The organism is Verminephrobacter aporrectodeae subsp. tuberculatae At4 (assembly GCF_000193225.1).
In the GTDB taxonomy this organism is placed as follows: Bacteria; Pseudomonadota; Gammaproteobacteria; order Burkholderiales; family Burkholderiaceae_C; genus Acidovorax; species Acidovorax aporrectodeae.
In genome coordinates, this window is record NZ_AFAL01000152.1 from 1 (window position 1) to 4,167 (window position 4,167).

The 4,167-nt window shown below is 71.1% G+C and carries 3 protein-coding genes and 1 pseudogene; 1 reads left to right on the forward strand and 3 read right to left on the reverse strand.

Features of this window, described 5'->3' with window-relative positions; all coding sequences use genetic code 11:
* On the forward strand, nucleotides 1-822 hold an 822-nt coding region (locus VTU_RS0105340; protein ID WP_010101594.1), incomplete at its 5' end, for an acyl-CoA dehydrogenase family protein.
* A gap of 132 nt (nucleotides 823-954) precedes the next feature.
* Here VTU_RS0105340 and VTU_RS0105345 read toward each other — a convergent pair.
* From VTU_RS0105345 to VTU_RS0105355, 3 genes and pseudogenes are all read right to left on the reverse strand, one after another.
* On the reverse strand, nucleotides 955-2,382 hold the full coding sequence (locus VTU_RS0105345; RefSeq protein WP_010101595.1) for an aldehyde dehydrogenase family protein: 1,428 nt from the start codon (nucleotides 2,380-2,382) through the stop codon (nucleotides 955-957).
* A gap of 73 nt (nucleotides 2,383-2,455) precedes the next feature.
* A pseudogene (locus VTU_RS25805) lies at nucleotides 2,456-3,732 on the reverse strand (heme biosynthesis protein HemY).
* Between the two features lie 13 nt (nucleotides 3,733-3,745).
* A partial coding sequence (locus tag VTU_RS0105355) for a uroporphyrinogen-III C-methyltransferase (RefSeq protein WP_010101596.1) occupies nucleotides 3,746-4,167 on the reverse strand: 422 nt, incomplete at its 5' end.

The window sequence follows — 4,167 nt, forward strand, 5'->3', positions numbered from 1 at the left end:
CACGCGCCGGCCGCCGTGCAGTCGGCCTGGTTGCCCCGCGTCGCCAGCGGCGAAGCGCTGCTGGTACTGGCCCAGCAGGAGCGCAGGGCGCGCTACCGCCTCGACGTGTGCGACACCCAGGCCAGCGCGTCGGGCGCTGGCCATGCGCTCAGCGGCGCGAAGAGCCTGGTCGCAGCCGGGGACTTGGCCGACGCCTTCATCGTCGCGGCCCGGCTCGACGGCAGGATCGCGCTGTTCCTGGTGCAGCGCGCCGCCGCCGGCGTGAGCGCGCAGGGCTACGCCACGCAGGACGGCAGCCGCGCCGCCGAAGTGCGCTTCAGCGACGCCCCCGCCACGCTCCTCACCCGCGACGGCCTGGCCGCGCTGGAACAGGCCGTGGACACCGGCATTGCCGCGGCCTGCGCCGAGGCCGTGGGGGTCATGGACAGGACCCTGGCCATCACCATCGAATACCTGCGCCAGCGCCAGCAGTTCGGCGTTCCCATCGCGAGCTTTCAGGCGCTGCGCCACCGCGTGGCCGACATGAAGATGCAACTGGAATTGGCGCGCTCGATGAGCTACTACGCCAGCCTCAAACTGGACGCGCCGGCTGCGCAACGCCGCGCCGCCATGGCCCGCGCCAAGGTGCAGCTGGGCCAGTCGATGCGCTTCGTGGGCCAGCAGGCGGTGCAGTTGCACGGCGGAATCGGCGTGGCCGACGAATACATCGTGAGCCACTATTTCAAAAAGCTCACGCAGCTGGAAATGGTTTTTGGCGACACGCAGCACCACCTGGGAGAACTGTCGGGCCGCATGCAGGAGACGGCGGGCGTCTTCGCCTGACTTGGTGCCCGGCCCCGCAAATGGCAGCGCATGAAATTGCGCTTTTCGTTCGATGGCGCGATGGCGCGAAAGTCTATCTCCTGCCACTCCCCGCAGTTCCGCAATCGGTATTGTTTGTACCGGATTCGGAACTCAGCCGTGCCGGATGGCCACGGTCTTGAGCGTGGTAAAGCCGTATAGCGCCTCGAAGCCCTTTTCGCGACCGTAGCCGCTGGACTTGACGCCGCCAAACGGCAGTTCCACGCCGCCTGCGGCGCCGTAGTTGTTGATGAACACCTGGCCGCTGCGCACACGCCTGGCCATGCGCAGCTGGCGCGCGCCGTCGCGCGTCCAGATGCCTGCCACCAGGCCGAAGCGCGTGGCGTTGGCCAGTTCCACGGCCTGCTCCTCGTCCTGAAAAGCCATGGCCGAGAGCACGGGGCCAAAGACCTCCTCTTGCGCCAGGCGGTGCTGCACCGGCACGTCGCGCAGCAGGATGGGTGCCTGGTAGAAGCCGGTCTCGGGCGCTTCGTCGACCACGATGCCCTGCGCCACCGTGGGGATTCCGGCGCGCTGCGCGTCCGCCAGGAAGTCCCGCACGCGCTGCTGCTGCGCGCGGCGGATCAGCGGGCCGGCGTCCAGGTCCATGGCGGCGGGGCCAACGCGCAGCGCTTCAAAGGCCCGGCCCAGGCGCTCCAGCAGGGGTTCGTAGATCGGCGCGTGGATCAGCACGCGGGACCCCGCCGAGCAGGTCTGCCCGGCGTTCTGCACGATGGCCTGCACGACGGCGGGGACGGCGGCGTCCAGGTCGGCGTCGGCAAAGATGATTTGCGGGCTTTTCCCGCCCAGCTCCAGCGTCACGGGGCAGTGGCGCTCGGCGGCCAGCTGCTGGATCAGCGTGCCGATTGCGGGGCTGCCGGTGAAGCTGATGTGGTCGATTCCCGGGTGCCGCGCCAGCGCGTCGCCCACCTCATGGCCGTAGCCGGTGACGATGTTCAGCGCGCCCGGCGCAAGGCCCGCCTCGACCGCCAACTGCGCCACGCGGATGAGCGACAGGCAGGCGTCTTCGGCCGGCTTGACCACGCAGGCATTGCCCGCCGCGAGCGCGCCGCCCACGCTGCGGCCAAATATCTGCATGGGGTAGTTCCAGGGGATTACATGGCCCGTCACACCGTGGGGCTCGCGCCAAGTGAACGCGCTCGAGCCGTCGGCGCAGGGAATGGTCGCGCCATGGAGCTTGTCGCAGGCGCCGGCGTAGAACTCGAAGTAGCGCGCGAGCGCGAGCGCGTCGCTGCGCGCCTGCCGCGTGGGCTTGCCGCAGTCGCGCTGCTCCAGCGCGGTCAGCTCGTCGGCATGCTCCAGTATCTTGGCGGACAGCCGCTGCAGCAGGCGGCCCCGCTCGGCGGGAGCCATCTTCCAGGTGTCGTGGCACGTGCGCGCCGCGCGCACCGCGGCGTCGATGTCTTCGGCGCCGCTGCGCTGGATCGCGTCGAAGGGTTGACCGTCGGACGGGTCGATGACCGGAATCGTGCGGCCCGTTGCGCACGCGACCGGGGCATTCGCGATGTGGTTCAGTTGCATGGGCGCCGATTCTGCGCGCAAAGGACTGCGTCGCCCCGTGAAGCCCGCTTCCTCCCGGCCGAGGGCGGCGCAATCACCGATCCAGCGCCGACTTTTTCCAGGCGCTGGCCGCAGCGCCGTCGTCCCCGCGCTGCTCGGCGAGCTCGGCCAGATGGCGCCAGGCGCTGGCGCGCAGGCCGGCGTCGCCCAACTGCTCGGCGGCCTGGGTGAGCAACTGCCGGGCCTTGCCCCAGAGCTGGCGCTTCAGGCAGGCCATTCCCGCCAGGTACTGCAAGCGGGCGTCGCGCGGATTTGCCTGCTGGGCCGCTTCGATGCGCGCCAGCCAGGGGACGTCGAGCGCATCCAGCCCGGCTTCGAGGGCGCGCACGAGTTTCAGCGCGTGCTGTTCGGCGAGCGCGTCGGGCAGTTCCAGCACGAGCTCCCACACGGGCAGCAGCCAGGCGCGCACCTCGGTGGTTGTGCCGCCCAGCGCCACCAGCCGCTGCGCGGCGTGGATCGCGAGCTCGGGCATATTGCGCTCCGGGCCTTCCAGCGCGCGCCAGATCTGCTCCAGTTGCGCGCCGTCGCGCGCGCTGTCGATGAGCTCCATGGCCAGGCCGCGCACGATGCTTTGTGCTGCGCTGGGCGAGAACGCGCGGTGCTTGCCCAGCAGGCGCGCGGTGTCGAGCGCCTCCTGGGTCTGCTGCGCCAGGCGTGCGGCCTTGAGTTTGATGCGCAGCGCCAGGGTGCGCCGCGCCGCGCCTTGGGGCAGCGTGGCCAGGCGTTCAAATGCGGCGCCCGCGTCCCGGTCGTCCAGCGCCCACTGGGCGGCGCGCAGTTGCGCACCTTCGCGCATTTCCTGCTCGCTCACGCTGCCGCGTGCGGGGCCTCGCGCAGCGCCTCCTGCAAGTGGCTTGCGCGCCCGGCGTGGTCCCGCAGGGCGTGCGCGGATTCGGCCGCAAGCACGTGCGCCAGGACGCGCAATTGCTGACCGTGCGGCACGGCCTGGCCCCCCGCGGCCAGGGCCTGTTCCTGCGCCAGGGCGGCCACGGCCGCCTTGCGCGCGCGGATGAAGCGGCCGCCGAACATCTGGATGAGTGCGTCGAGCAGGGCGCCGTGCATGGCGCGTTCCTTTTGCTGCGCGCGCCAGCGGCGCGCCTTGTGCGGCAGTTCCAGCAACGCAGCGAGCGCGCGCAGTGCGGCGTACAGCGTGACGAAGCCGCCGCCCGAGACGAGCAGCACCAAGTTCAGCGACAGGTCGATGCGGTAAGGCGGCCAGAACAGGGTCACGCTGCCCTGGTTGTTGCCCGCAAACAGCGCGACGGCCACGGCCACGCCGAACAGCGCCAGGATCCACAGGGCCGCGCGCATACGGACCGCCGCCTCAACGCCCCGCAGCGGCCGTGGCCAGCGCGGAGAGGGTTTCGTCGAGCCGCGGCAATGGCGCTGCCCTCATTGCGGCCTGCACCTGCTGCAAGTCGGTGGCGGCGTTTTGCGTGCGGCGCGACGCAGGGTCGAAGTATTTGTTCAACGCGGTCGTGGCGGCGGCGAGGTCCGCCCGCGCCGATTCGAACTGGCGCGCGAGCAGCCCCAGGCGCGCGTTGAGCAGCTTGAGCTTGAGGTTTTCGCGCAGGAAGAAACTCTGTTCGGGCGCGAGCAAGATGGCCTCGGGCCGATCGATGCGGCTGACGCGCACGAGGCTGCGGGCCTCGTCGCGCAGCACCTCCCAGCCGCGCTGCAGCGCGACCTGCCAGCCGGCCAGGCCGCGCCGGTCGGCGGGCGCGCTCGTCTGCGCCGCGCCGCGCC

Coding starts and splice junctions, on each gene's coding strand:
- VTU_RS0105345 (WP_010101595.1), bottom strand. CDS start 2,382: ATGCAACTGAACCACATCGCGAATGCCCCGGTCGCGTGCGCAACGGGC.